General features: G+C 40.1%; 25 protein-coding genes and 1 riboswitch. Of the genes, 9 read left to right on the forward strand and 16 right to left on the reverse strand.

Annotated features, from left to right (window positions below; all coding sequences use genetic code 11):
- Positions 1–53: 53 nt before the first annotated feature.
- Both LQ188_RS18675 and LQ188_RS18680 read right to left on the reverse strand, forming a co-directional pair.
- Positions 54–527, reverse strand: coding sequence for a MarR family transcriptional regulator (locus LQ188_RS18675; protein ID WP_230177767.1), 474 nt, complete (start codon positions 525–527; stop codon positions 54–56).
- A gap of 181 nt (positions 528–708) precedes the next feature.
- On the reverse strand, positions 709–1,263 hold the full coding sequence (locus LQ188_RS18680) for an XRE family transcriptional regulator (RefSeq protein WP_048678909.1): 555 nt from the start codon (positions 1,261–1,263) through the stop codon (positions 709–711).
- 103 nt (positions 1,264–1,366) lie between these two features.
- On the opposite strand from LQ188_RS18680, the gene LQ188_RS18685 reads away from it, so the two are divergent.
- Positions 1,367–1,951, forward strand: a complete 585-nt coding sequence (locus tag LQ188_RS18685) for a LysE family transporter (RefSeq protein WP_230177769.1) — start codon at positions 1,367–1,369, stop codon at positions 1,949–1,951.
- Positions 1,952–2,175: 224 nt separating this feature from the next.
- Here the strand turns inward: LQ188_RS18685 and LQ188_RS18690 are convergent, their stop codons facing one another.
- Positions 2,176–2,961, reverse strand: a complete 786-nt coding sequence (locus tag LQ188_RS18690) for a PhzF family phenazine biosynthesis protein (protein WP_230177771.1) — start codon at positions 2,959–2,961, stop codon at positions 2,176–2,178.
- 295 nt (positions 2,962–3,256) lie between these two features.
- A complete protein-coding gene (locus LQ188_RS18695; RefSeq protein WP_230177958.1) occupies positions 3,257–4,669 on the reverse strand; it encodes a LysM peptidoglycan-binding domain-containing protein in 1,413 nt (470 codons plus the stop codon).
- Between the two features lie 663 nt (positions 4,670–5,332).
- Between LQ188_RS18695 and LQ188_RS18700 the strand changes: the two genes are divergently transcribed.
- Together LQ188_RS18700 and LQ188_RS18705 are read left to right on the forward strand one after the other, a co-directional pair.
- Positions 5,333–5,710 carry a hypothetical protein gene (locus LQ188_RS18700; protein ID WP_101224781.1) on the forward strand — a complete coding sequence of 126 codons (378 nt, stop codon included), beginning with the start codon at positions 5,333–5,335 and terminating at the stop codon, positions 5,708–5,710.
- Between the two features lie 377 nt (positions 5,711–6,087).
- Positions 6,088–6,837 carry a sulfite exporter TauE/SafE family protein gene (locus LQ188_RS18705; protein ID WP_101224782.1) on the forward strand — a complete coding sequence of 250 codons (750 nt, stop codon included), beginning with the start codon at positions 6,088–6,090 and terminating at the stop codon, positions 6,835–6,837.
- A 78-nt stretch (positions 6,838–6,915) separates the two neighbouring features.
- Here the strand turns inward: LQ188_RS18705 and LQ188_RS18710 are convergent, their stop codons facing one another.
- A complete protein-coding gene (locus tag LQ188_RS18710; RefSeq protein ID WP_230177772.1) occupies positions 6,916–8,520 on the reverse strand; it encodes an ABC transporter permease in 1,605 nt (534 codons plus the stop codon).
- A complete protein-coding gene (locus LQ188_RS18715) occupies positions 8,520–9,437 on the reverse strand; it encodes an ABC transporter ATP-binding protein (protein ID WP_101224784.1) in 918 nt (305 codons plus the stop codon). Before LQ188_RS18715 ends, LQ188_RS18710 begins: the two co-directional genes overlap by 1 nt.
- Positions 9,438–9,591: 154 nt before the next feature.
- Between LQ188_RS18715 and LQ188_RS18720 the strand changes: the two genes are divergently transcribed.
- Positions 9,592–10,179, forward strand: coding sequence for a TetR/AcrR family transcriptional regulator (locus LQ188_RS18720; RefSeq protein ID WP_063596019.1), 588 nt, complete (start codon positions 9,592–9,594; stop codon positions 10,177–10,179).
- Positions 10,180–10,298: 119 nt separating this feature from the next.
- On the opposite strand, the gene LQ188_RS18725 is transcribed toward LQ188_RS18720, so the two are convergent.
- The 6 genes from LQ188_RS18725 to LQ188_RS18750 all read right to left on the reverse strand — a co-directional run bounded on the left by LQ188_RS18725 (position 10,299) and on the right by LQ188_RS18750 (position 16,942).
- Positions 10,299–10,685, reverse strand: a complete 387-nt coding sequence (locus LQ188_RS18725; protein ID WP_230177773.1) for a hypothetical protein — start codon at positions 10,683–10,685, stop codon at positions 10,299–10,301.
- Positions 10,686–11,085: 400 nt separating this feature from the next.
- Positions 11,086–11,784 (reverse strand): GntR family transcriptional regulator, encoded by a 699-nt coding sequence (locus LQ188_RS18730; protein ID WP_101224786.1) that lies wholly within the window; start codon positions 11,782–11,784, stop codon positions 11,086–11,088.
- 728 nt (positions 11,785–12,512) lie between these two features.
- A complete protein-coding gene (locus LQ188_RS18735; protein ID WP_230177774.1) occupies positions 12,513–13,979 on the reverse strand; it encodes an aminoacyl-histidine dipeptidase in 1,467 nt (488 codons plus the stop codon).
- A 39-nt stretch (positions 13,980–14,018) separates the two neighbouring features.
- Complete coding sequence (locus tag LQ188_RS18740; RefSeq protein WP_101224788.1) at positions 14,019–14,627, reverse strand: VanZ family protein; 609 nt, start codon at positions 14,625–14,627, stop codon at positions 14,019–14,021.
- A 576-nt stretch (positions 14,628–15,203) separates the two neighbouring features.
- Positions 15,204–16,220, reverse strand: a complete 1,017-nt coding sequence (locus LQ188_RS18745; RefSeq protein ID WP_101224789.1) for an ABC transporter permease — start codon at positions 16,218–16,220, stop codon at positions 15,204–15,206.
- Positions 16,217–16,942 carry an ABC transporter ATP-binding protein gene (locus LQ188_RS18750; protein ID WP_230177775.1) on the reverse strand — a complete coding sequence of 242 codons (726 nt, stop codon included), beginning with the start codon at positions 16,940–16,942 and terminating at the stop codon, positions 16,217–16,219. The genes LQ188_RS18745 and LQ188_RS18750 overlap by 4 nt, the downstream gene beginning before the upstream one ends.
- Positions 16,943–17,059: 117 nt before the next feature.
- Here LQ188_RS18750 and LQ188_RS18755 point away from each other — a divergent pair, with 117 nt between their 5' ends.
- Positions 17,060–17,659 (forward strand): TetR/AcrR family transcriptional regulator, encoded by a 600-nt coding sequence (locus LQ188_RS18755; RefSeq protein ID WP_230177776.1) that lies wholly within the window; start codon positions 17,060–17,062, stop codon positions 17,657–17,659.
- Positions 17,660–17,871: 212 nt separating this feature from the next.
- Here the strand turns inward: LQ188_RS18755 and LQ188_RS18760 are convergent, their stop codons facing one another.
- Positions 17,872–18,063, reverse strand: a complete 192-nt coding sequence (locus tag LQ188_RS18760; protein WP_076370632.1) for a hypothetical protein — start codon at positions 18,061–18,063, stop codon at positions 17,872–17,874.
- 331 nt (positions 18,064–18,394) lie between these two features.
- Positions 18,395–18,537: riboswitch (cyclic di-AMP (ydaO/yuaA leader) on the forward strand.
- Between the two features lie 152 nt (positions 18,538–18,689).
- Between LQ188_RS18760 and LQ188_RS18765 the strand changes: the two genes are divergently transcribed.
- Positions 18,690–20,015, forward strand: coding sequence for a TrkH family potassium uptake protein (locus LQ188_RS18765; RefSeq protein WP_230177778.1), 1,326 nt, complete (start codon positions 18,690–18,692; stop codon positions 20,013–20,015).
- A 23-nt stretch (positions 20,016–20,038) separates the two neighbouring features.
- A complete protein-coding gene (locus LQ188_RS18770) occupies positions 20,039–20,695 on the forward strand; it encodes a TrkA family potassium uptake protein (protein ID WP_230177780.1) in 657 nt (218 codons plus the stop codon).
- A gap of 141 nt (positions 20,696–20,836) precedes the next feature.
- Here LQ188_RS18770 and LQ188_RS18775 read toward each other — a convergent pair whose 3' ends face one another.
- The 3 genes from LQ188_RS18775 to LQ188_RS18785 form a co-directional block, all read right to left on the reverse strand.
- Complete coding sequence (locus LQ188_RS18775; RefSeq protein ID WP_230177781.1) at positions 20,837–21,670, reverse strand: STAS domain-containing protein; 834 nt, start codon at positions 21,668–21,670, stop codon at positions 20,837–20,839.
- A 358-nt stretch (positions 21,671–22,028) separates the two neighbouring features.
- Entirely contained in the window at positions 22,029–22,733 is a 705-nt protein-coding gene (locus tag LQ188_RS18780; RefSeq protein ID WP_101224795.1) for a class I SAM-dependent methyltransferase, read from the reverse strand.
- 377 nt (positions 22,734–23,110) lie between these two features.
- Positions 23,111–23,731 (reverse strand): class I SAM-dependent methyltransferase, encoded by a 621-nt coding sequence (locus LQ188_RS18785; RefSeq protein WP_230177959.1) that lies wholly within the window; start codon positions 23,729–23,731, stop codon positions 23,111–23,113.
- Positions 23,732–23,951: 220 nt separating this feature from the next.
- Here LQ188_RS18785 and LQ188_RS18790 point away from each other — a divergent pair, with 220 nt between their 5' ends.
- Positions 23,952–24,281 carry a PadR family transcriptional regulator gene (locus LQ188_RS18790; RefSeq protein WP_230177783.1) on the forward strand — a complete coding sequence of 110 codons (330 nt, stop codon included), beginning with the start codon at positions 23,952–23,954 and terminating at the stop codon, positions 24,279–24,281.
- Positions 24,282–24,297: 16 nt separating this feature from the next.
- Positions 24,298–25,017, forward strand: a complete 720-nt coding sequence (locus LQ188_RS18795; RefSeq protein WP_230177784.1) for a pentapeptide repeat-containing protein — start codon at positions 24,298–24,300, stop codon at positions 25,015–25,017.
- Positions 25,018–25,080: the final 63 nt, after the last annotated feature.

Genomic DNA, 25,080 nt, shown 5'->3' on the forward strand with positions numbered 1-25,080 from the left:
AAGTTACTAGTAAACTGATAAAAATGCTATCATTATGGCTGCCTGATCCAGTCTTAGGATTCCTCCTTGCTGGTATTAGGCACTTCAATCTGTAAACTATGTCTATGAATCTTTATCATCATCTCATGCATGCGCTTCTTTTCTTCATCATCCAATATATCGAATAATGAAGCTTGGAAATCGGATTGAATAGGCATGACCGTTTCCATTAACTTTTTCCCTTTTTCCGTTAATGAAATATATTTAACCTTCCATTGTTGATTACGGACGATCAAGTTCTCTTTTTCCAGCCTTGTCAGCATATGTGATACGCCTCCACGGCTTATCGTTAGGTGCTCCGCTAATTCGATTTGTGAAACAGGCTGATGGATAAGTACTTGTGCCAACATATCGAATTGGGCAGCGGTGACGCCGAAATGCTGTAAGTGTTCATTCGAAAGCTGATTGCTTCTTTGATAAAAACGAACCATTCGCAGCCAAATCAGCAAACTCAATTTGTTCTCATCCGAAAATCCCCGTCTATCCATGTAAAGCCTGCCTCCCATCTTTGATGCACCATCAGTTTACTAGTAATTTGATGACAAGTCAAATCGTTGGACCTTTGACTTTTTGAAGCAGTATCCCCAACAGGCAGACCATACCAACAGTCAATCCATAGGGGATATCACTTTGCTAAGATATATTAACAGAACTACATTACTCCCTTTTTTAAGTTGGATAATATAAGATCATGCTTAATCGAGTTAATGTATCCCCTGAATTATGGTAGGCATGCGGTCTGTCAGCCTTGAACCTGATAGAATCACCATTCCTTATTGTAAATTCTTCGTTATTTACACGCACAGTCACTTCCCCTTCAAAAACAGTTATGTACTCTTCCGTTCCTTCCCTATGCGAATCGGAACTTAGGAATCCACCTTTTTCTATCTCGACTGAATATACTTCAAAGCGCTTCTCATCCTCGAAGGGAAAGTGGGGATAAACTCGATATTTGCCGTTATCTTCAGATAATGATTGAATTTCACTTTTTAAAACAATTTTTGTATCCGGCTGCGGACTATTTATCAATGAAGAAAATGAAATCTTTAATCCATTGGCTATTTTCCAAATTGTCGTAATCGTAGGGCTCGATCCTCCCCTTTCTATTTGTCCGATCATCGTTTTGCTTACTCCAGTTAATTCGGCAACCTTTTCAAGACTTAATTTCTTGCTTTCCCTGATGGCTTTTAAATTGTTAGCAATAATAAAATTTATTTCTTCCATAAAAATGCTCCTTATTTACAATATAACGTCGGCATTGTACAATAAAAAGGAAATCGTTATAATGTCAATTTTGGTCATTATAGCATACAAAGGGGAATCAACCATGCCATTACTATCTTTTTTGCTGTTTGTTTTTGTTACCAGTTTCACTCCGGGTCCAAATAACATCATGGCCATGTTATTTGCGAACAAGTACGGGTTAAAAAAGACGATTAAATTTTGTTTCGGAGTAGGTGCCGGTTTTTTTGTAATCATGCTATTGTGCAGTTATTTTAATGTTTTGCTTGAAAATTCCATACCAAAGATTGAATTTATCATGACGATCCTTGGGGCAATTTACATGCTGTATCTGGCCATAAAAATCATTTCCAGTTCAAATAAAGCGAAGGACGATAATGATGACAGGAACAACAGTTTTATAGCAGGGATGCTTTTACAATTCATAAATCCAAAAGGAATCTTATATGGCATCACGGCAATATCGACCTTCATCCTACCTTATCACTCTTCAAATTTCAGCTTACTATTCTTTTCATTATTTCTGGCTTTTGTTGGTTTTATGAGTACGTTCTGCTGGAGTATGTTCGGTTCTGTTTTTCAAACGTTTTTATCAAAGTATAGAAGTCAGTTTAATGTAATCATGGCTTTGTTATTAGTGTATAGTGCCATTTCGATTCTTGCACACTAAAAAAAGGTAAAGGGCACAAACCTTCATTAAGAAGGATTGCCGAGTTGTAAATTTCGAACGTTCATTTCCACACCAGGCACTCGCTTTCCGCGGGCGGTCCGCCCTCGGCGCCTTTGTGCCTGTGGGAACCCCCTTGGACGCACCTTTCCCGCGGAGTCTCGAAAACCGGCTCCAATCAACTTTTTTAAAAATTTAGATGGAACCACTCAAATCTTCCCCCTGCATTAAATGGTTAAGTTCCCTTCGAATATTGTGACGGCATGTCCGGAAAGTTTAACTGTGTCTTCCGTTACTTCAACCTTCAATAGACCTCCTCTTTCCGATGCCTGATAGGCTATAAAAATACTTTTTTCCAGCTTTCTTTTCCAATATGGTCCCAGACAGCAATGGGCCGAGCCCGTTACTTGATCTTCGTCAAGGCCTTGGGCAGGGGAGAAGAAACGTGAAACGAAATCATATTCACTGCTATCCGATTGACTCGTTACAATGACGCCCCGAACCGGCAATTGGGCAATGGAATCTATATCCGGCTTTAAATTCCTTACGATTTCCTCTGATTGAACTTCGACTAGAAGATCCCATTTGTTTTGCCCAACATACTCAGGCTCAACACCTAAAGCCTTTATCAGTAAATCAGGGGCAGCGGTCTCCTTCTCCCTTAATGACGGAAATTCCAACTGAACCATTCCTTCAACGAATTTTGCAGTGAAGAGCCCGCTTTTCGTCTGATAGGCAATCGGCTGATTCCTTGGCACGTATCCTTTATCCCATAAAAAGAAAGAGCTTGCCAGCGTCCCATGTCCACAAATCGGGATTTCAATGAAAGGTGTGAACCATCGCAGCTTCCATTCACCATTATGAGGTTGAATAAAAGCAGTAACAGGCATATTAATCTCTTTAGCTATTCGCTGCATCCACTCGCTGTTACTTTCCCCGGTAAGAAGGCAGACTGCAGCAGGGTTTCCTTTAAAAGGTTGATCTGTAAACGTATTAATGATGGTTAATTCCATTAAATGTTCCTCCGGTAAGTAATATTCTAGTCTCCTAATTCCACAATGAGGAGCCCTTTTCCTTTTTTGAATGACCATTCCTTTGTTTTTTAAAGAGTTCTCATTAAAATGAAAAGGACCACCATATGGCGTCCTCGATTAAGTCCCTTTATCGACTCAGATTCCAAACGATTTTTAACGTTGTTATAAAAATCCAATTCTTGAAATGCATTTCGAAATCACTAAAATAGACAGCTTTATAATAAAGCTGCCCTTCATATATATATTTTGATACACCTTGCTGTAACAAAACACCCTACAGTTTCCGTACAATAAATGTATCCCCAAGCAGTTCCCAATTCTGTGGAAAAGGATAACCAAGTACCCAATAACTGAGACCCCTTGACCTGTAAATTTTCACCAAGTCGAATTTGGCTTTAGCACTGCGTGCGTCCTCAAACCAAACTTCATGTGTGCGCCCCTGATTATCTTTGTACCTATAATAAGGTGATTGGGCTGTCTCGTCATATTTTATTTCTGCATTATATTGGACGGCGCGTCTGATGGCTTCCTGCATGTCGAAAGTCTCTGCTTCCTGTCCCTCTTCATGAGGAATAAGCCAGTCCCGTGCATAAATTTGAAATCCTATGAAGATTTTATTTGTTGGTATCACCGTTACGGCATAGTCAAGGACACGCTTTATTTCATTAATGGGAGAGATTGCCTGCGGCGGCCCCTTTCGGTAACCCCATTCATATGTCATCAGCACCACGAAGTCGAGCAGCCGTCCGTGAACTGGATAATCATGTGCCTCAACTAATGGTCCCTTTTGATTGGCGCTAGTTTTTGGGGCAAGGGAGGATGACACAAAGTAGCCTTCAGGATGCAATCGATCCACTGCTCTTTGGAGAAAGCGATTATAGAAATCACGGTCCTCTGGCGCTACACTTTCAAAATCGATATTCAATCCACGGTACCCTTTATTTTTCATCGTTTTTATGACGTTGGTTAATAATTTTTCCACTAAACTTAAATCGGAAAGTATCGTATGGGCAAGCTGTGTTCCCGCTTCCGTTGCGGAAAAATTCGTTATGCACATCATGGGTATGACGCCAGTTGACTGTGCCGCCCGTATCGTCGGGGTGTCATCTATGACTTCTAAGCTGCCATCTTTCCTCATTCTATAACCAAATGGACTTACGTAGGTCAAATCGTAGGCTACATCACGTACCTGCTCCGCACCTACTTGCCCGTAAACGTTTGTAAAACCATTTACATCAATGATAGGTTTTGGTTTCTGGGGAATCCTTATTATCCTCCCGATATGAATATTGGACGGATCTGTAATCCGATTCGTTTGCATAATGGCTTGAACTGTCGTTCCATAACGTCTCGCTATATCATAAAGGGTATCTCGTTCCCTTACGGTATGATAAATAACCGGGATGGTTAGTCTCTGCCCTGGATAGATAGCGGAAGGATTCGTGATGCGATTCGATTGCATGATTTCCTGTACCGTAATTCCAAACTGATTTGCGATATTATTTAGAGTATCACCTTGCTGAACCCTGTACTGAAGATAAGGTTCAGGAATCAAAAGAGCTAGGCCAATCACCAGCTTATCTGGATTTTCAAGGCCATTGATCCGAACAATCCGGTTGATACTGACACCATATTGCTGGGAAATTCCCCACAAAGAATCCCCCCTATTCACCACATGGATTTTCACATGCACAGCCCCGCTTTCCTTCAAAATATTCCCTTCATTTTATTCCCTAGATAGCCCTAATATGTTTTTTTGCGTTCAACACTCATTAAATGAATGTGTTCATAAGCCTGTGAAGGATATAGGGGAAAAAATAATAATGGCAGCTATCAATTCCAGGGAATGTATTGAGGGCTTGTCCATGTATTTTAAAAGAGACTACAGGCATGATAATACGATTTTTAGAGGGATTTTGAAGCCGAAGTATTCCAGAAGAGAACTATTATTCAGAAGGAAAGGATTCATTTAAGATTCAAAGCTTATGAGCATGAAAGAATTTCAGCATTGGCCTATTCCATGGATTGTAGTGTTAGTTTAGCAGCAACTATGCTGCTGATTGCTGGTATTAGAAATCGAGACGCCTCTACACAAATGGTGGATTCAGAGGTAATTAGTTTACCTGATCCGGGAAGGCTTAAAAGTTTAAAGATGATACAGAAATACATTTCAAAACTGAATGACGAGCACATTTCACTTTTTTCTCTAATTTCTTATGTAGCGCTGAAGTAGTGGATACTACAAAAACGCTTCGTGAAAAAGTGAATCTTTGGATAGATGATAATATAAAAAATATTGATTAGAATTATATGGAGAATAATAAGTCAAAACGGGTGAGGAGGAATGAGCATGAAAATGTTTAAAATGAGTGCTGTGGCATTGGTCGCTGCGTTGTTGTTCCCTTCTTCTACATTTGCAAGTGGCTGGGATTACTTAGGAGAACAATCTCTTTATTCTAATGGTGCTGAAAGTGATGTGTTTGCCTCTACTGGTGGTGATTATAAGATTTGTCGGGATTCTTACGTGGGTCCAGCTGGTAAGTTAAAAGTTGAATTATGGGAGTATGATCCTGACAGTTATAATGATTATGTAGGGGTAAGATATTTAGATCGAGGCCAATGTGGTATTTTCCGGGGTATTGGTAACTTTGTTGATGGAGGAAATGAAGCAGAATTTTTTGCGAAATCAAGGACTAACAGTGATATGCATTTAATCTTTTATGATTAATTCACTAACTGAATGAAAAAAAGACCTGAGATTGATTCGTAAATGCTAAAGGATATTCTTCTAAAATATATATATAGGTTTTTTTAGGCTGAAGTATTTCCACTTCAGCCTTTTCTTATGCAGGAAAATAATTATTTGATTTATCTAAATGGAAAGTGTCATAACTTAAAGGTATTGCGCTTTTCCAGCCTCATTTTTGACTCCTAAGAAACAAAAACAAGGGGTGTGTACCTCTCCATTAAATAATTAATCAAACGTCTTATAAAGAACGTGAAAGGTCTTAAATAACCTGTTTTAAAGTGTCGTCCCCTCAATCCAAAACCGAGTTGGTATGGTATAATTATAGAAGGGTTATTGTGCTTTTAGGAGGTGAAAGAATGACGATCAGCAGCATCATATTGGTGGTGGCGGCAGTGTTTATCGGCGCCTTGATGCGGACGATGTTCGGGTTCGGTGAAGCGATTGTCAGCATGCCTTTGCTTGCCTTACTTCACATTCCGCTTAATACTTCGGTTTCCTTGATTGGATTGGCCGGTCTTACCGTTGCCTCGCTAACCGTCGTTAGCGGATGGCGGCATATTGAACGCTCGGTATTAATCAGGCTGGCGGCTTCAACGGTGATCGGCATACCAGCCGGCCTGGCTTTGCTCCATTACGCACCTTCTATGATCATCACTTCTGCACTGGGTGTTTTTTTGGTTGCATATGGGGGTTATTCTCTTCTAAAGCAAAGACTTTTTCAGGCTGTGGAAAAACCATTACTTAACTCGAAGGGCTGGGTATGGCCGTTCGGTTTTGCGTCGGGAGCCCTTGGCAGCGCCTATAACTTTAATGGGGTGCCGGTCGTCGTCTATGGAACTTTACGAAGATGGAATCCAGATCGATTCCGCGGAACATTGCAAGCCCATTTCCTAATTTCCGGAATCCTGGTCGTGACGGGTCATGCGCTAGGCGGACTTTGGACAGCCGATTCACTTATTCTTTACGCTTATTCCATTCCAGCTATATTACTTGCGACTGGTCTCGGAATCTTCATGAATAAGCGGATTCCTGCGAAAAAATTCGAAAGCTATTTATTCTTTATCATCATTGCGCTAGGTGTACTATTATTAATTTCCCATGACTGATGACCAAAAGCCTGATTTCTCATTGAAACAATGAGGAATCAGGCTTTTTTCAGGAATAATAGAATCATAGTTGAATCGTCAACCTCGGATATCCCGTTTGTTATATCCGGTAAAGCCAATAGCCAGTAATACTATGGCTATGATGGTAAGCATGGATACTTTCATGAAGTCGATATCTTCAACAGGAAGTTTCGGAATATGGCCAAATGGCGTTAGTTTACTCATCCATTCAGGGAATTGAAGCATTCCCCCTAAATAAACGACCAAGATTGAGTATGTCAAGTAAAGCCAAGTCAAGCCAGATAATTTTGGTACAAAGCCAATGAACAGCACGGCAATGCCAATCATGATCCACATCGCAGGCAGGTAGACCATTGCTGCACTAAATATAGTGCCGAAAGCAACCCCTTCATCCATCACTGAATTCCCGACTGCCCAAAGACCGATGTCAGCAATCGCAAGCATGAGAAAACCGCTAATAACGGAGATGATAAGATAGCTGCCCATAAGCCTTGTGCGTGATACAGCGCGGCTCAGTAAATGTTCAGTATAGTTCCTTTTTTCTTCCCCTTTAAGCTTTAACATCGCCATTAGAGGCGGGATGGTGCATATCATTGAGATGACTGACATCAACATTGTCAAGAATTGTTCCGTCAGCGAATAGCCTTCAACTGGCGTCAATAGTTCGGCCATCATTTCATTTTTTGCAAAAAAGGATTCTAAATCACCTAAAACGGAACCGTAAGATGTGCCTAAAATGAACATCCCGGCTGCCCAGGCAATCAATCCTGTGCGCTGAAGCCTTAGCGCGAGACCAAGCGGACTTTTTAAAAAGGATGAAGCATATTTTCTGCCAAGCTTAGCCGGTATGAATCCAGCTTCCAAATCACGGATGGCATTCAAATATAGAGATAGTACAACCAAAATGATTGCCGCACCGATCGTAAGGATGATTGGCCACCAATAATTATTCACATATACCTCTGAACCTAAAACCCAACCCAAAGGTGAAAACCAGGAAAGTGTTTCATTGCTGACATCCCCTATCGCCCGAATAAGATAGGAAAGAAGCAAAACAGTGATGGAGTAACCAATCGTACCTCGCGCACTCTCCGTAAGCTGGGCAAATAATGCCGTTATCGCCGAGAAGAAAATACCGGTTGCCCCTAACGCAGCTCCATACATAAGGGAACCTTCCAAATCCATGCTTTCAATTCCCAGAGCATACAATCCGAAACCCGTTATTAACGCGATCAATGCATTCGTACCAAACGATACGGAAATGGTTGCATATAAATTAGCCAACCGGCCAGCCGGCAAAGAACGGATCATCTCGATACGGCCGTCCTCTTCATCTGCGCGTGTATGGCGCGTAACAAGTAAAATACTCATTATCCCAACTGCAATAGCGGTTAAAACTAACATTTGATGCGCCATCATCGCTCCGTTTGTATAGTCATCCAGGCCGTAACCTTTCCCCACCATCGCTGTCATTGCAGGATTCCTCATTGTTTCTGCAATGGTTTGCCTTTCTAGTCCAGTCGGGTACAGATCGGTGAATGCCATTGCAACCATAAATGTAAGGACAGATAGGGAAATTATCCAAACAGGAATCCGAATCCGATCTTGCCGTACGATTAATCGGGAGAGTCTTCCTGTATTATGATAGGACTGGTTTGCCATTATAACGCACCTCCCGCCCTAGAATCAGAAGTCTTCCTTTCACCTTCATAATGGCTCATGAATAAATCTTCCAATGTAGGCGGCGCGCTTTCCAATTTCACAATTCCAAATTGGCATATATACCTCATAACATTATCCAATTCATCTGTATCCACTTGGAATGAAAGTGCTTCGTCTTTCTTCACGATATCCCGAACACCTTTTACACTCAATAAAGCAGGAATAGGCTGCTTCGTTTCGACAAGCAAGCTTGTTCTCGTCAAATGACGCAGCTCATCCAATGTTCCCGTTTCAATGATTTGCCCTTGACGAATGATACCCACTTTATCGCATAACCTTTCCACTTCAGAAAGAATGTGACTGGAAAGTAAAATGCTTTTCCCTTCATTTTTCGCTTCCATCACACATTCCTGGAAAACCCTTTCCATCAATGGATCTAGACCTGATGTTGGTTCATCCAAGATATAAAGGTCGGCATCAGATGAGAAAGCAGCAATCAAAGCAACCTTTTGCCGATTCCCCTTTGAATATGTTCCACATTTCTTGGAAGGATCCAAATCGAATTTTTTTATTAGTTCTTCCCGTCTGCTTTTATTGTTCGCCCCGCGTAATTCAACAAATAGATCAATAACTTCTCCGCCTGTTAAGTTGGGCCATAGGTTCACATCTCCCGGAACATACGCAATTCGCTTGTGAATTTCAACCGCATCTTTCCATGCATCCTTGCCAAAAATCTTCGCTTCTCCATCCGTCGCTTTTAAAATCCCGAGCAGCACACGGATCGTTGTCGATTTTCCAGCACCATTAGGACCGATGAATCCAAATACCTCACCTTCATTCACTTCAATGTTCACACCATTTAAAGCTGTAAACCTTCCAAACTTTTTCGTTAAATTCGTTGTTTTCAATACTGACATCCCTCATCCACCTCTTCCTCTGAAAAGAAATTATGAAATATTTTTATTAATTTAGTTCATAATATGTAAAATAATAATTCCTGACAATAGTTTATGAACTTATTTTATTGTTCTATTACATATTTTTAATTAAACTAAGGTTGAGGTGAAATAAATGGACGGATTTCAACGCCGCAGGGAACAAAAGAAATTGAATATACTAGAGGCTGCCTTAGCTTTGTTCATGGAGTATGGTGTCCAAAAGATTTCGATTGGGGAAATAGCCAAAAAAGCAAATGTATCTCAAGTTACGATATATAATTACTTCGAAAGCAAACATAATCTAATTCATGAGGTTTTTGTTTATTATACAGATAAGGCATTGGATGAATTTGAACAAATACTGGCCAGCAACATGGCCTTTCCTGAAAAAATAAAGCAGCTCATGTTCACTAAGAATGAAACAGCCAAACAAATTCATGAAGATTTTTATCAATATTTAATGAAGGAATATACTTCCGGAATCAATTATATGGAAAAAATATATACAGAAAAGGCCCTGCCCCGCTTTATCGATCTGTTTAACCAGGGGAAGGAACAAGGATATGTTGATCCGAACTTATCTAATGAAGCGATTTTATTTTATATAAAAGCAATGAATGAATATATCCAACGGGAAGAGGTTTATCAAAGCATCCTGCCTTTGACTGAGGATATTATGAAGATTTTGTTTTATGGGATCGTTGGGGAAAAAGAGAAATGATTTAAGAAAAAACGGTGTGAATCGATATCTCCCATTCACACCGAATAAATCTTATTTAAGCTCATTCAATTCCTTTGCCAAAATGGATTTCCTTAAACCTCTTTGACGAATGAATTCTCTCATTTCCTCTGGACTTTGATAGGAAAGCCTGAAGTGATAATAATTAATATGTCGATGATGGCGAAAACATAAAGAAATGAAAACCAAAATACTCCTGATTCAAATGCATTTAATTGATAAAAAAAGGCTGCTATTCCTAGGGCAATAAGGAAAAGGTTTAATCTTTTAAAGAATAGAAAAATCCGTAATTGCGTATAAGGTAAATGGGCGTAATGGTTTTCTTTAGCGCGTTTCCATTTAAGAAACCAATATAAACTTCCTTGAAGTAAAATAAATTCCAGTAGGACGAACGCATACACAGATGAAAATGAAGTTAAGTAGGAATCAGTCCAATCATGCTGCACCAGAAACGAAACCCACAGTACAGCAAAAATCACAGTTGCCATCAATTCTCCTGTATATAAATGAAATAATTTTCTTTTCACCCTTTTTTGCATAAGATTCCCCATTTCCAATACATTGATTGATAAGAATGCAAATGTCCTCAATCTATTAATCTTTTCTTCTTGAATTTTAACCCCATATATTTAATATACGAAAAACAAAGTTTTCCGTTTCATTAATTCCGCTATAAGTTCTGTTCTGCTTAATGAAATTTCCGGTACTTGGGCAGGAATATATGTATCACTAATAATAGATCAAGTAAAACTAAAATAAATAATAAGAGCGATTGCTAATTAATGCAGTCGCTCTTTGTTTGAATATTATTTGATATTATAATCTGTTATCGTTAATCGATCATATCTCCGGAATCTTTTAATATCCTGAAAGAATTTCCTGCCCTCATTAAGTCAATGTTAATAATTTGGCTGAAGTGTAATTATATTTCTCGATTGATAAATCAAAAACGGCTCCCGCTTTTAAAAAGACCGTACTTTCAACTATTAATGTCGGATCACCTGGCTGCAAGTCCAAAAGCTTGGCATCATCGTCATTTAGTTTTTCACATGAAATGATTTTATCTGCAAAACCAATATTCAACTTCAGATCCTCGACTATATATTCATAAATGGAACCATTTGCGATTTCTTTATTTATGATTGGAATGATATCTTTATTGAAAAAGGACTCTTCTATTACAATGGGTTCACCATTTAAATATCTAACCCGTTTGAGGTTATAGATTTTGGTTTTCACATTGCATTTCATTTGCTTGGCCAATTTTTCATCGGCTTCAATTAATTCCAACTTCAACACTTTACTTTTCATTTCATCATTTGGAAACACTTTGGTCAAGCCACCCATATCCCTCATCGAAATGCAGCCCGGTCTGGAAAATTCCCTTAGGAATATGCCGCTTCCTTGCACTTGATAGATATAACCCTGCTCAACCAATATGTTGATTGCTTTTCTTATGGTATTCCTGCTGACATCGAACTTCTTCATCAACTCTTCTTCAGTAGGTAACTTTGTATTTAATGTATATTTTCCTTCTAATATTTCTTTCTCCATTTGTTCTACGACCATTCTATACTTTACACCCATATTTCCATATACCTTCCTCTATACATAATGATTTCGAACAATAATTAATGATAGGTTTTCTTTACAATAGTTTATTTTATAACGATTGTAAAGAAACCTCTGTTTCTTTCAGAATGTAGACAAAAATTCGATGAAAAGCCAGTTTACCTGGAGTTTTTTCTAAAATAAGATTCGAGTTGATTTCAGAAATCCGCTCCCTTTCCGCCGACTGCCCGCCAAGCCTCCTCGACGCAAGCGCCTGCGGGGTCCCGACTAGCCAGTTATTCGGCAGGAGTGTCGCAAATTTCTTCAATCCAATAAGAATTACAGAAAAAAACTTAAAGGATAAACTAGTTTTAAACATAATTCGGGATGAGACCAGTCTACAATTTTTTCAAGAAAAGATTGCAGTTGATTTCAGAAATCCGCTCCCTTTCCGCCGACTGCCTGCCAAGCCTCCTCGACGCAAGCGTCTGCGGGGTCTCGGCTAGCCAGTTATTCGGCAGGAGTGTCGCAAATTTCTTCAATCCAATAAGAATTACAGAAAAAAACTTAAAGGATAAACTAGTTTTAAACATAATTCGGGATGAGACCAGTCTACAATTTTTTCAAGAAAAGATTCGAGTTGTTTTCAGAAATCCGCTCCCTTTCCGCCGGCTGCTGCCCTCAAAAAAAGAGACATCCAATCGATTAACGATAGGATGTCTCCAAATCTATTGAATGCCATATTGCCGTTGCCCAAACATTGTTTATAGATCTTTCATCCGTTCTAATGTGTAAACAAAATATTCCCAGTTGTTTATGGTCGAAGGGATGCTTAAGTGTTCTTCAGGTGTATGTACGGAAAACATATCCGGTCCGATTGAAACAGTATCCAGCCCTGGTATCTTATCTATGAATACCCCACACTCGATCCCTGCATGCACAGCGATGATTTCAATATCCTCATGATATTTTTCTTTGTATGTCTCTTCAAATAATTTCTTGAGTTTCGAATCAGGATTATAGGGCCATTCCGGATAATCCGCATCAATCAATAGCTTGCACCCAAGCATGTCGGCAATCACCTTTGCCTGCGTGACCATATTATATTTGATGCTTTTGACCGAACTCCTGATTTCACTTTCGAATATCATTTCCGCTTCATTTGTTGTAACTACCCCTAGATTAGTCGAACTTTCCACTAATCCTTCTATTCCCATACTCATACCTTGAACGCCATGCGGGATTACCAGTAAGGAGGTAATGGCTTTAGTCACCGTCTCTTTGGAAAAAACGTTTGAAGAAATCGTTTCGATCTTTTCAAATCTAATCGATACCTCAGGGTCAGAAGATTGCAGTTCATTTTTAAAAGTATCCTCCCATTTCTGGAGTCTCTCCGTTATCTTCTGAACATCTTCTACAGAAATCAGTACAGTCGCCTCTGCTTCACGAGGAATCGCATTCCCTTTCAAGCCCCCGTTCATTTGCTGTATGAAGCAAGGAAAGTCTGTCGTTAATTCATGTAATACTCTGCCCAAAAGTTTATTGGAGTTCCCTCTTTCCTTATGGATGGACATACCGGAGTGTCCGCCCTTCAACCCTTTAATCCTGATATTATAAGATACAGCTTCAACAATTGAAGCCGATTCCCATCCGATTTGCAGGATTTGCCGAACTCGTATTCCTCCAGCAGAGCTAACCAGCAGCTTTCCATCTTCCTCCGAATCAATATTGATCATCAATTTTCCCTTGAAGTGAGCCGGATCCACGGCAAGTGCACCGTTCATTGTCGTTTCTTCTTCAGTCGTTATGACTATTTCAAGAGAGGGATGCGGAATATCATTCGCATCCAATAATGCCAAAGCATAAGCAACGGCAATTCCATTATCCGCCCCCAATATTTTATCCGTTGCATACAACATATCTCCCACAATCCTTAATTGAAGCGGATCTTTCTCAAAATCATGAAGCGTTCCCTTGTTCTTTTCGCAAACCATATCCATATGCCCCTGGATAATGACGGTAGGTGCATTTTCATATCCAGTTGTGGCAGGCTTTTTGATAATCACATTCAGCGCCTCATCCTGGATCACCTCCAGGTTCCTATCCTTAGCGAAGCGAACCAAATAGTCACTGATCGCTTTTTCGTTAGCCGATCCTCTCGGGATTTTGGAAATCGCTGCAAAATAATGAAACACAGGATGGCTCGATAATTCTTCTAACGTGCTATACATGAAAATTCACCCTTTCATTTAACATAATTGTATTGCCTCTCATGCTTTTACTTTTCCAGAACGGAGCACTACGACTTTCTTGAACAAAGGATGCAGAATGTACCCCAGGTAAACACCAATCATATTCAGGATCAGGTCATCGACATCCAAACTTCCGCGCCGAAAAACAAACTGACAGATTTCGATGACTGAAATCGAAAGTAATGGATATAGAAATTTCCTTTTAGCTGAGGGCTCTTTCCCTTCCCTTGACAACAAATACAGGCCGAATGGAATGAACAGCCCTACATTGGCGCTAAGGTTATAAAATGACACAAGCCAGTTCATTTCGTTCGATAAATATGAAAGAATCGTAGAAAAAGGAATCAAATTATACGAATATACCTGCCCTTCCGGCCGAAAGAACAGCAAAACCAATAATGATAAACTGTAACTAAACAATGCTGACTGCCATAAAGAGCGCGGAATTCTGACCGTTTCACCTCGAAAATAAAGAACCGCAAACGAAACGAAAAGAAGTATACAACACCAGACAACCATGATTACCAAAGGATTCAAATATAATAGAAGCTGAAGAAAAAAAGGTAAACCGCACAAAAACATTGCTTGCGACAGCAAAAGGGAAAGCATGACCGATTTTAGAGACATATAACTCCCCCTTTCTATTTCTTTCCAAATCAATTCATATCCTTATATCCTAGGACAACTTTAACAGCCCGTCAACAAACTACTTCAAAGGGAAGCTTTTTAGAATGAATCAACCTATCGGAAGGATATTTCGTCCTTCATCCCCGATAATTCATTCGATGTGTGGGTTTATTCGACCTACATCCGGATAATCCGACCGATGTGTGGGTTTATTCGACCTACATCCGGATAATTCGACCGATGTGTGGGTTTATTCGACCTACATCCGGATAATTCGACCGATGTGCGGATTTATTCGACCTTACTCCGGATAATTCGACCGATGTGTGGGTTTATTCGACCTACGCCCGGATAACTCGACCGATGTGCGGATTTATTCGACCTTACTCCGGATAATTCGACCGATGTGTGGGTTTATTCGACCTACATACAGATAATTCGACCGATGTGCGGGTTTATTCGACCTTACTCGGATAATTCGACTGTTGTGTGGAATAATTCGATCTTCTTCCAGTAAAACAAAAAGCCGCTTCCTCACTTTCCAGGAATCCGGCTTCTTTTGTTAAGTTGTTGATTTCATAGTGCTCGGTATTTTTTTAAACTAATGATATTGATGGTGATAAAGACGACGGCAAAGGCCAGGAGAATGAGCAGATCCATTGAAATCTCATTGAACGTGAAGCCTTTGTACATAATGCCGTTCATGGCATCAGAAGCGTAATAGAGGGGCATGATCTTGCCGATTTTTTGGAGCCAGTCTGACATGCCATCCAATGGGAAAATCCCTGTAAAGAAGACTTGAGGCACGATGACCAGCGGAATGAATTGTACCATTTGGAATTCAGATGTCGCGAAACTCGATAGCAATGTACCAAGCGATAATGCAACGAGCGCGACCAGTATATTCGTCAGTAAAACGAGCCAAATGGAGCCAACAAGGACGATATCCAATACATTGACAGCATATAGTACGACAATTATTGTTTGAATTAGAGCAAATAAGCCATATCCGATCACATAGCCCGCTACGATTTCGTATCTTTTAATCGGGGTGGCAAGCAGCCGTTCCAAAGTACCACTTGTACGCTCCTTCAAAAGCGCAATCCCCGCTATTAAAAATACAAAGAAGAAAACGAAAAAGCTGACGAGCATCGGACTGAAGGTATCAAAACCCTTTGTGTTGGCATCTCCGTAAACATATTTCTCCTCAATTGAAGGAGTGTTTTTTTCATTCCCTTGCAAGCCTTGCATCATTTGCATTTGAACGGCTTTTGCCCGGGTCGGTTCGTCGTTCAAAAGTGTGAGATTAATTTTCCCATTTTCAACATGCAGCCAGCCATCCGTATTCTTTTCAATCATCTTTTCCTGTGAGAATTCCTCAGCAGCCGACACTTGAAAATCCGCTTTTTTCAATGCTTTAACGATCGTTTCATCACTGCCTGTAACAACGATTTTCAAATCACTTGCTTCTGTATCGAAAATAAAATACATGAGCGTTAAAATGAGCAAAGGAGCTAGGAAGAATAAAGCAAGCGTCCTTCGATCCCGGCGCATCTGCTGAGTAATTCGAGTAACAAGAGAGGCAATTCTCATTTTAAGCCGCCTCCAATCCTTAAAAAAACATCATCAAGCGTTTCCACGGCAAATTGTGTTTTTAAAGCAGCAGGGGTTCCTGCCGCGATGATTTCACCTTCACGCAGCATCGCCAGTTTATCGCATCGTTCCGCTTCATCCATCACATGCGTCGTGATGATGATCGTCTTATCATCTTCATTTCTTAAACGCTCAAGTTCCTCCCAAATCGATTGTTTCAGCAAAGGGTCTATTCCTACTGTCGGTTCATCCAAAATGAGAATCTCCGGATTTTGGATGAGTGCAACCGCCAGTGACAGACGGCGTTTCATTCCCCCGGAATAATGCGCAACCCGAACGTTCAAAACATTCGTCAGCTGTACGATTTCAGCTGCATATTGAATGCGTTCCCTTCGTTCCTTTTTCGAAAAACGGTATAGTTTCGCAAAAAATTCGAGATTTTCAGCTCCCGTCAGTTCTGTATATAAAGCATCGGACTGTGCCATATAGCCGACATCCATTAACAGTGCTTCATTTGGCACTTCATGATTCAGAACCGTGACTTTACCCGCATCAGGCTTAATCAATCCGACAATCATTTTAATCAAGGTGGTCTTTCCGCATCCGGATGGACCTAATAAGCCAAAAATTCCGTTTTTTTCAATATTCAGGCTTAATGGCTGAATGACCTTCTTCTGCTGAAAACCCTTAGCAATTCCATCAATGGAAATCGCATTTTTCATGCACACACATCCTCCCTCTTTAATTAACACGGTGTTGAGTGTATCATCATTCTAAGGTAGCATTCGTACTAATACAATCAACACATTTGGAAAAATGTTTAGTAAAGGAGACATTCCATGGCATCGATTCATGAGGATATGGTACAAAAGACGAAAAAGCAGATACAACATCATTTTATTGCACTTGTTGAAGCAGAGGGGTTCTCACATGTATCAGTGAAGAAAATTGCAGAGCGTGCCAACATTAATCGGGGCACATTCTATTTGCATTACACAGATAAATATGAATTGATGGATCACTTACAGCAGGAATTGTTAAATGAACTTCAAACCCGCATTACTGCCATTTTGCCGAAAGAAGCTTTTTTGGCTCTTCATCAACAGCAACTTTACCCGCCTTTCGTAGCTATTTTTCAATTCATCAGTGAACATGCCAACGCATTAAGGGCCATTCTTGGTGATCAGGGCGATCCCTCTTTTGCCAAAAAAATAAAGCGAGTATTCGGTGAAATACTGTTGGAGCGTTTGATCAGCCTGCATCCAGCAGCTAAAGATGAAGCATTCCGCATGTATATGCACGCATTCCTGACATCGGCGATTTTAGGGGTGATTCAGGAGTGGCTAGAGAATTGTGAAGAACAAACGGCGGAACAAATGGCGAAAATCCATTTTCAAATCTTGAACTTCATCAGCCAATTGCGCACATTCATCCAATGAACGATTCATTAAAGGCAGGTTCCATCAACATGCCTTTAAATCGGATTACATTTTTTCCTTCGCTTTTGCCTCTAAATAACCAACGCAAAAAAACTCATTATAATAAATGAGTTTCAAAGCAAAACAAGATATGGATTTTTCGCTCAGCATTCCGGATAGAACACAGGGAATAAATAATTGAATACCGCTAATGAATGTTGGATGCAGTTGATTTACCTTAGGGAAAACAATTTTAAGAACGGATTCTTTTTCTTATCCGTTATCCTTAACTCATCCATGATGATTTGATCCTCATGATCGGCTATCCATTTCCTTAGTGCATCTTTATCCTGGCATTGTGTTAAATATGTCTGGCCACCCTTGCCTGTAGCATTAATAACATATCTATTGAACGTCTTCTCCATAATTGCCCGCCTTTTTAATAAAATGTCTTGAATCTTTAAATACAAATGCAATGCTTTTTTCTTTATCATTTACAAAAGAAACATAAAATATATGTTAGAAAATTTTGATTGGCACCGCATGTTCTGCTTGAAATTATTGAATAAAGTACATCGATGCCGGTTATCATAATTGGATTAATCGAACCTATCATAATGTGCTAACTAATATTTGTCAATACGTTTTCTAAATGTAAATAAAACGTAAATTTTCAGTTTTGTTAAAGAAATATTTTTTTACGATTTAGGGGTTTACAACTGCTAAATGATGGGAGTAGAATACGTTTATCAATTTAATGCATTTCGGCCAAAACTCATGGAAATTGAGTACGGAGGACCCAATCATTTGGGGTTAATTCTGCCTTGCAGAAGGGATGAGATCAGCTCTTTCGCCATCCTACCCGTCAGCTAACTTCGTCGGCTAAAGCGAAGGAGGTCATAAGACCGCCTATTTCGGGAGCTTTTTTTGCACGCTTTTTGTGGCAATACAGCTATTCGATGTTTTCGCAGGTCTTTTTATTATGCCTTTAAAAAGATTCGAAAAGCAGATTGATGATTAAAAGTCATACAGTAGGGATGATCATTTGAGAATGACAAAATTGGATCCGCCAAAAATACTTGTACTTGGCTTTGCCATCCTGATACTTATCGGGGCCTATTTATTGACCCTGCCGATTTCCACAGAAAATGGCCATGGTCTTTCTTTTCTGGATGCTTTATTCACCTCGACTTCCGCTACATGTGTAACAGGACTGGTCGTTGTGGATACGGGATCGACCTTCACCACTTTTGGTGAGTTGGTCATCTTAACACTGATTCAGGTAGGCGGCTTAGGGTTCATGACATTTGCGACGTTTATCTTTTTCCTTTTAGGCAAAAAGATTTCTTTAAAAGGCAGGTTACTCTTGCAGGAGTCCTTAAATAATCTATCCATGGCAGGTGTAGTCAGATTAGTGAAACGGCTTTTGGTTTTCACAGCCATCATTGAAGGCATTGGTGCCCTTATTTTATCGATTCGCTTTTCTTTTGACATGCCAATCGTTAAAGCGGTCTATTACGGGGTTTTTCATTCCATCTCGAATTTCAATAATGCCGGCTTCGATTTAATGGGGGAATTCAGGAGTTTGACCCCATATGTATCGGATCCATTCGTAACCCTTACCGTCGCCTTCCTCATCACGTTTGGAGGAATAGGTTTTATCGTAATGAATGAACTATATGAATATCGGAATACCCATCGTTTATCAGTACATACGAAGATCGTTCTAGCGACTAGCTTAACCCTTACGATTGCCGGAGCAATTTTAATCTTTCTATTCGAGTTCGGCAATGCCAAGACATTGCAGCCTTTATCTTTCATGGGTAAAACGCTGTCATCATTATTTCAATCGGTATCACCAAGGACGGCAGGCTCCAATACGCTGAATATCCCTGATTTAACTCAACCAACATTACTGCTCATCATTTTTCTGATGTTCGTCGGGGCATCACCCGGATCGACTGGCGGCGGGATTAAAACGACTACATTGGCGACGCTTGTCGGTACCGTTTGGTCACAGATTAAAGGAAAGGGTGATGTGGTATTATTCCGTCACCGCATTGTGAATGAAACGATTTTTAAAGCATTATCCGTTACATTCATTGGCGTATTCATGGTTTCAATCATCTCCATTCTGCTGACCATCACTGAAAGCGGAACTGACTTTTTGATGATTTTGTTCGAAGCCACTTCAGCTTTCGCCACCGTGGGACTTTCAATGGGTTTGACCCCGGAATTATCACCGGTCGGCCGGATGCTCATCATTTTCACGATGTTTGCAGGACGTGTTGGTCCTTTGACTTTTGCCTTTGCTATCGCCATGAGGCGCAAGCCAGATCCATTCCGACGTCCAAAAGGGAAAATCATGATTGGTTAATAATGAATGAAGGAGCGTAAAAGATGGGAAAACGACAATACGCCGTGATAGGTTTAGGCAGATTTGGAACCAGTGTGGCCCATAGATTATATACGGCAGGCCAAGAGGTTTTGGGTATTGATGTGAACGAGGAAAGAGTCGAGAATGCGGAACTGAACGTTACCCATGCAGTCATGGCGGATACGACCGAAGAAGAGACATTGAAAGCAATCGGAATCCGTAATTTCGATTGTGTCATCGTAGCCATCGGAAATGACATGCAATCGAGCATTTTAACTACCTTGCTTTTAAAAGAGCTTGGGATCAAAAAGGTCATTGCCAAAGCACTTAATAAAAATCACGGTCAGGTGCTCACAAAAGTAGGTGCCGACTGGGTCATCTATCCTGAGAGGGATATGGGGGAACGGGTCGCGAATCAGCTTCTTTCCCCTAACATGCTGAACTATATAGAGCTCTCAAAAGAATATAATATCGAGGAAATCATCCTCCCCATGAGCATGAAGGGAAAAAGCCTCAGGGAGCTTGATTTACGGGCAAAATATAATATCAGCGTCATTGCCATCGTGAGTAATGGGGAAATTATCATAGCACCCTCACCGGATCAGGATATCCATGAAAAAGATATGCTTTTATTGGTTGGCAATAAAGAAGATCTAGCCTTCTTTGCCAATATTGAATAACTGGCAGGTGCCAGCTCTTTCTTCATTGAGCCTGATACCTTATTTTTGAATGCAAGCATTATACATACGAGAAGATCGCCATATGGAGGTCTTCTCGATGAAATTTATAACGAGTATTCCCATGCCCTGGATATGTATGTATTATTTTATCGTACTGATCGCTTGGGCAAGAGTGGACTTTATCGTCACTTTATCAAAAGGCAGTTGAAGCTTAACGGCAGTCATGGCTATTTCCGGCCGAAGTCCTGAAAGGGTTGTTTGAATTCCGATCAAATGTAAGGATTCAATCAATTGTGACAACTGGTGGGCGGATGCACTATCAATTGCATGAACGCCCGAGAGGTCAATGAAAAGCCTGGTGACATTTTTTTCAGCGCACTTTTGTAAGGTGTTTTCAAGCAAGGACATGCCCCTCGCCGTATCAATATCGCCTATCAGGGGAAGTAACGCCGTACTATCTTTAAGTGAAATGATGGGAGTGCTCAATTCATCGATCGTTGCCTGTTGGGCTTTCATGATTTTATTGGCATACCTATGATTCGCTTCCGTAAACTTCTCCATCACTTCGCTGAACACCTTCACCACTATCCGATACCAGGAATTTATTTCCGCCTGCGTATAGTTTTCTCCTTGCAATCCCACAAACCGGTCAACATAATCCAGGTATTGCTCTTGCGTTCGAGAAAACTCCCTCAATATAAAATAGATGGGTGTGTTTAAATGCTGCTCATCCTGACCGATATCTTCAATCCACTCACCAAGCTGCTCAAAGAATTCCCTCTCCTCTGTATCAAAGACCTGAAAGAAACGTAAATGGAATTCATTATTTTGCTGCTTAAGTTTTTTAATCACATTGGGATCGGGTGAGCTGTAAACCCCCGCCTTATCGTTTTTATTCAATGTTGCGTACCATTCCTCAGTCAATTGTGCTGCCACACCCAATAAAAAGGAATATAATTCTTTATTTCTGTGCATAAACTCCTCCTAGTTTTTTATAAAAAGCAGTTGAATCTTACCCTGAAATCAGCATTGTCAGGGTATTGAAAAATTATCAACAAAGTAAGCATCGAAGAAAACCTCTTCCATACTTAAAAATTCTTATGATCTAAAAACCCAATGGCCCCTCTTTCCATATACCTTCCCAGCTGTTTTTGAAACCATACAACCACTGTTTTTCAAAAAAAAATTCAGTAAAACCTTCATCTACTATTCTGGTTTATCTATTGTTATAGTTTACCATTTTAAAATATTGTTAACAAATTATCCCTTTTCTTATAACAAAAAAAGGACCTGATTCCAGATCCTCCTTTTAACCCCCATTTTGACTTTATAATTACTTTTTCATAAATAAGGCCGTCCATAAACCTTGAACCCCAAAGGTTTGATCCGATTTTTCCATTTTCCTCATCTTCCGTATTTCCACCACTTCAAAATCCTTGAAGATCTTTCTGAGTTTTTCTTCCGTAAAACCTAATCCGCCTTTAAGGCTTCTTTGCCTATATACTTCCCAATCTGAAATATCGGCACCACCCAATATGCCGCCCTCGACAAAACAGGTAATCGAATACAATCCCTTAGGCCTTAACGCCTTTTTCACCATGTCCAAATAATTGATCCTTCTATGTGGAGCAATATGGTGAAAACAACCTGAATCAAAGACGAAGTCATATTGCCCTTCCTCAATGTCCAAATCAAATATATTCCTTTGAATGAAGTTCACATGGACATTTTTATCTGACGCTCGTTCTTTTCCCCATTCAAGGGCTTCCTTCGAAAGGTCCACCGCATCAACGGTAAAGCCCTTTTGAGCAAGGTAAATGGCATTTCTTCCAGGTCCGCATCCAAGCTCAAGAACCTTTCCCGGCCGGATTAACCCACAATCAAAATATGTAACCAAATTTTCATCAGGGAGATTTCCGAAAAAGGGTACCCCCTTTGAGCGGTCTTCATAAAAACCATTCCAGAATCCAGTTGGCTCACGCAATAACGAGTCGAGCATATTCAATAGATCTTCATGGGTTGTTATCGTCTCGGACAAAACCATCACCTCTTCCCATTGTATTCCACCATTTAATTATACTGATTTCGGCCAGTGCCTATGTAACAGCTTCATCAAAAATGCGTGACAAAGGACGTTCAAACACTATTGGACACTGTTGTTTATATGATGGTCACTGAATTTAAAGGTATCAAAGATGTGTTCAAAATATGTTCTTATAGTATGATACATTCTCACTTAATAACCCGATTATCGGCTCATTATCCATGTTAGAAAGGACATGGGTTTTATATAAGCATGTCAAATATTATTCAGTAAATCAGGTTTAGCTTCCAAACAACAAAACTCAGCTCTATGATGTATCCAGATGTCTTAGAATCCGACTCCCAATCCATTCTGAAACATCTCTCCGCTTGTCACATCCGTTTACTGATGATTATCTTTCTATACATTCCATTCAGCATGATCGGTCGATCTTCTTCAATTTTCATATTCTTAACATGCCTACTGAACAAGTCTTCAAACCTCAAGCCAATATCCGTTCCTAAAAATCGAATGATGGGCCTCAGAAGCTTTTTGGGTAGTGAAAGCACTTCATCTTTAGAAATAAACTTATCGAATAGTATTATTTTCCCCTCGCCTTTTAAAACCCTGATCATTTCCCGAAGGCATTCATTGGCATCAGGTACGACCGAAAGAACCAAACTTCCCACTATATAGTCAAACGATTCATTATCGAATTCCATATGCTGTGCATCCATCTCGAGGAAATTGATCGATGCATCATCAAATTTCCCCTTCGCATTTTTTAGCATATCGGCTGACAGGTCTATCGCCGTTATTTCAAGGTCAAGGTTCTTGATCAGCTCCAAATCGGCCCCCGTACCTACGCCCACAAACAGAACCTTTGCATTTTCATGAAAATGCATCTCTTCAAACATTCTTTTCCTGGCATCTAAAAAGAGCTGAGAGTTGAAGATTTTGTCATAAATTGGCGACCAAAATTTATAAATCACTTTATTCCACGAATTATTCAACATCCCCGCCCCCTTACATACTACTTCTATGAAGCATGATAAATCCCTTCCAAGCGGATATTATCTCAAGAAAATTAGTAAAAAAGTTTGCGACGCAGTGATTCACGAAAACGGGCATGTTACTTTTCATAAACCCTCCAAACCTGCATAATCCATAGTAACCAAATTACCTTGACTGTCATAGTAATACACTATAAGATATACCAAAGGAGGTGAGGATTTGGTTCAACGACAACTATCCTCTGACTTGCTTCGCGGACATGTAGATACGATGATTCTAAAACTCCTGCAAAGTGGCGATAAATATGGTTATGAAATCAGCAAATTGATATATACGAATTCCAATGAACAATATGAAATTAAGGAAGCGACGATGTATTCCAGCCTAAAAAGGCTGGAGAAGGACGGATGCATCATCTCTTATTGGGGAGATGCCACACAAGGCGGAAGAAGGAAATATTACAAAATCACCCCGATCGGGGAAGACACATATACCCAAAATAAAAATGACTGGGAGCAGGCCAAGCGAATACTTGAGCGCCTCCTCTAAGAAAGGAAGATGAAATGTGATTGATAAACTGAATGCACATGTTCATAGCATTTTTGCCCCGTACAAAAGTGCAAAAACTGCAAAGGAATTGGAAGAAGAACTGCTGCAAAACTTACTGGAAAAGTACAATGACCACAGAAGGAATGGTGCCAGTGAGCAGGAAGCTTATAAGCTGACTGTGGATTCGATTGGGGAAGTATCAGAGCTAATGGATTCACTCAATCTACAATACAATGTGCTTGAGCAGGCGATAAACATGGACTATTCCAGGCATCGCCTATTGGATTCCGACTTCCGCTCGGTTTCGGTGCATGATGGCAAGTTTAATTCCTGCGATTTAAGCCGTTCTGACTTCAGCCATTCCGACCTGACGAACAGCACATTTAAAAACAGTAACTTAGATCATTGCACCTTTGAAAACACCAATTTAACTGGCACCTTATTTAAAAATGCAAATTTAAAAGGCGTAACTTTCAAGAACAGCATTTATAATAAAACCCATTTTAAAAGCTGCAATTTATCTGGTCTTATATTTGATGGGGAAACTTTCAAACAAACCATTTTCGAAGGCTCCTCATTGAGAAAGGCATCATTCCGCGATACCACCCTCATCAATGTTCAATTTCGGATGTCCGATTTAAAGAAAATCGACTTTACTGGAGCTTCGATGGATAAACTCACTTACAACTTTTTACATGGAGCAAAGGTTGATCTTAGCGGCGTGACCATCATCTAAGGAGGAATTTCCGATGACTTTACCGATAGCGATTGTAGTAGCCACCTCAATCATTTGCGTGAC

Source organism: Peribacillus sp. Bi134 (genome assembly GCF_918698065.1).
Taxonomy (GTDB): Bacteria; Bacillota; Bacilli; order Bacillales; family DSM-1321; genus Peribacillus.

Excerpts from the sequence above, each read along its gene's own strand:
- LQ188_RS18675 (WP_230177767.1), bottom strand. The coding sequence starts at position 527 with ATGGATAGACGGGGATTTTCGGATGAGAACAAATTGAGTTTGCTGATT.
- LQ188_RS18680 (WP_048678909.1), bottom strand. The coding sequence starts at position 1,263 with ATGGAAGAAATAAATTTTATTATTGCTAACAATTTAAAAGCCATCAGG.
- LQ188_RS18685 (WP_230177769.1), top strand. The coding sequence starts at position 1,367 with ATGCCATTACTATCTTTTTTGCTGTTTGTTTTTGTTACCAGTTTCACT.
- LQ188_RS18690 (WP_230177771.1), bottom strand. The coding sequence starts at position 2,961 with ATGGAATTAACCATCATTAATACGTTTACAGATCAACCTTTTAAAGGA.
- LQ188_RS18700 (WP_101224781.1), top strand. The coding sequence starts at position 5,333 with ATGAAAATGTTTAAAATGAGTGCTGTGGCATTGGTCGCTGCGTTGTTG.
- LQ188_RS18705 (WP_101224782.1), top strand. The coding sequence starts at position 6,088 with ATGACGATCAGCAGCATCATATTGGTGGTGGCGGCAGTGTTTATCGGC.
- LQ188_RS18710 (WP_230177772.1), bottom strand. The coding sequence starts at position 8,520 with ATGGCAAACCAGTCCTATCATAATACAGGAAGACTCTCCCGATTAATC.
- LQ188_RS18715 (WP_101224784.1), bottom strand. The coding sequence starts at position 9,437 with ATGTCAGTATTGAAAACAACGAATTTAACGAAAAAGTTTGGAAGGTTT.
- LQ188_RS18720 (WP_063596019.1), top strand. The coding sequence starts at position 9,592 with ATGGACGGATTTCAACGCCGCAGGGAACAAAAGAAATTGAATATACTA.
- LQ188_RS18725 (WP_230177773.1), bottom strand. The coding sequence starts at position 10,685 with ATGGCAACTGTGATTTTTGCTGTACTGTGGGTTTCGTTTCTGGTGCAG.
- LQ188_RS18730 (WP_101224786.1), bottom strand. The coding sequence starts at position 11,784 with ATGGGTGTAAAGTATAGAATGGTCGTAGAACAAATGGAGAAAGAAATA.
- LQ188_RS18735 (WP_230177774.1), bottom strand. The coding sequence starts at position 13,979 with ATGTATAGCACGTTAGAAGAATTATCGAGCCATCCTGTGTTTCATTAT.
- LQ188_RS18740 (WP_101224788.1), bottom strand. The coding sequence starts at position 14,627 with ATGTCTCTAAAATCGGTCATGCTTTCCCTTTTGCTGTCGCAAGCAATG.
- LQ188_RS18745 (WP_101224789.1), bottom strand. The coding sequence starts at position 16,220 with ATGAGAATTGCCTCTCTTGTTACTCGAATTACTCAGCAGATGCGCCGG.
- LQ188_RS18750 (WP_230177775.1), bottom strand. The coding sequence starts at position 16,942 with ATGAAAAATGCGATTTCCATTGATGGAATTGCTAAGGGTTTTCAGCAG.
- LQ188_RS18755 (WP_230177776.1), top strand. The coding sequence starts at position 17,060 with ATGGCATCGATTCATGAGGATATGGTACAAAAGACGAAAAAGCAGATA.
- LQ188_RS18760 (WP_076370632.1), bottom strand. The coding sequence starts at position 18,063 with ATGGAGAAGACGTTCAATAGATATGTTATTAATGCTACAGGCAAGGGT.
- LQ188_RS18765 (WP_230177778.1), top strand. The coding sequence starts at position 18,690 with ATGACAAAATTGGATCCGCCAAAAATACTTGTACTTGGCTTTGCCATC.
- LQ188_RS18770 (WP_230177780.1), top strand. The coding sequence starts at position 20,039 with ATGGGAAAACGACAATACGCCGTGATAGGTTTAGGCAGATTTGGAACC.
- LQ188_RS18775 (WP_230177781.1), bottom strand. The coding sequence starts at position 21,670 with ATGCACAGAAATAAAGAATTATATTCCTTTTTATTGGGTGTGGCAGCA.